The organism is Mesobacillus sp. (assembly GCF_049588175.1).
Lineage (GTDB): Bacteria > Bacillota > Bacilli > Bacillales > Cytobacillaceae > Mesobacillus.
The window spans coordinates 1-1,560 of the sequence record NZ_JBAVFI010000023.1 but is presented as its reverse complement, the minus strand read 5'-3'; the positions used below and the strand labels follow the sequence as shown (position 1 = coordinate 1,560).

1 protein-coding gene and 1 pseudogene are annotated in these 1,560 nt (G+C 49.6%); both read left to right on the top strand.

All coding sequences use genetic code 11. The annotated features are described in order from the left end of the window. A pseudogene (locus tag WB217_RS00475) lies at positions 1–222 on the top strand (dihydropyrimidine dehydrogenase); the annotation flags it as partial. Positions 223–243: 21 nt separating this feature from the next. Next, positions 244–1,530 (top strand): NAD-dependent dihydropyrimidine dehydrogenase subunit PreA, encoded by a 1,287-nt coding sequence (gene preA, locus WB217_RS00470; protein WP_423989612.1) that lies wholly within the window; start codon positions 244–246, stop codon positions 1,528–1,530. The last annotated feature ends 30 nt before the right edge of the window (positions 1,531–1,560 follow it).

Sequence of the window (1,560 nt, the reverse complement as noted above, 5' to 3'; positions counted from 1 at the left end):
GTACAGCTGCTTGAACAATTTGGTTTGGAGCATGGTGGCGGTGTCGTTAAAATTGACCCGGAAACGTATCAAACATCTAATAGAAAAGTCTTCGCATGTGGAGACGTCATTTTCGGCAAAGGACAGGGAGAAGCGATGGTCGTTTCTGCCGCCCAGCAGGGGAAGGACACGGCCTACGCGATTCACCAGCTGCTATCTAAGCCAGTTCCAGAAACAGCCTAACAAACAAAGGGAGGTAAGAGTATGGCAGATTTACGTATCAATTTGGCAGGAATCAAGTCACCAAACCCGTTCTGGTTAGCTTCTGCTCCTCCAACCAACTCGGGCTATCAGGTCCAGCGTGCCTTTGAAGCTGGCTGGGGCGGAGCGGTTTGGAAGACGCTTGGGGATCCAATCCTGAATGTTTCCTCACGCTTTGCAGCGGTTAGTTTTAACGGCCAGAAAGTGGCAGGCTTCAACAATATCGAATTAATCACTGACCGTCCGCTTGAGGTCAATTTGAAAGAGATTTATGAAACGAAGAAAAAGTTTCCGAATCACGCAATCATTGCTTCTCTGATGGTCGAGCCAAAGCAGGAAAAATGGCACGAGATCGTTAAGAGGGTTGAGGATGTTGGCGTCGATGGGCTTGAGCTTAACTTCGGCTGTCCGCACGGGATGGCGGAGCGTGGCATGGGGGCTGCTTCCGGGCAGGTACCTGAGCTTGTTCAGAAACAGACATACTGGGTTAAGGAAGTTGCCCAGACTCCGGTTATCGTTAAGCTGACGCCAAATATCACGGATATTACTGTGACGGCCGAAGCTGCGGTACAAGGCGGGGCTGATGCGATTAGTATGATTAACACGATTAATAGCCTGGCTGCAGTTGATATTCATACATGGGATACGGTGCCGCATGTTGGTGGCAAGGGTGCGCACGGCGGCTATTGCGGACCTGCTGTTAAACCGATTGCCCTGCATATGGTTGGTGAGTGTGCTCGTAATCCTCGGATTAATATACCGATTTCCGGTATCGGCGGAATCTCCAATTGGCAGAATGCGGTGGAGTTCATGCTTATGGGTGCTACTGGTGTCCAGGTTTGCACAGCCGCAATGCACCACGGCTTCCGAATTGTTGAAGACATGATCGAGGGCTTAAGTAATTACCTTGATGAAAAAGGAATTGCCTCTGTGATGGATCTCGTTGGGAAATCCGTTCATAAGTACTCAGATTGGGGAGACCTAGATCTTAACTATAAAATTGTTGCCAGGATCAATAATGATACATGCATTAACTGCAATAAGTGCCACATTGCCTGTGAGGACACCTCGCATCAATGTATTGATATGCTGAAGGACGCAAGTGGAAACAGCTATCTAAAGGTACGCGAAGAAGATTGCGTCGGCTGTAATCTATGCTCGATTGTATGCCCGGTTGATGGCGCGATTGACATGGTCGAGCTAAAGAGCGAGCTGCCTCCGATGACATGGAACGAGCGCCAGGCCGCGCTGGGTGTGCTGGCTTGCGGGGTGGATCCGGTTGTGAAGTAAGTTTGGATTGACTGTTGTGTCTGGCATATA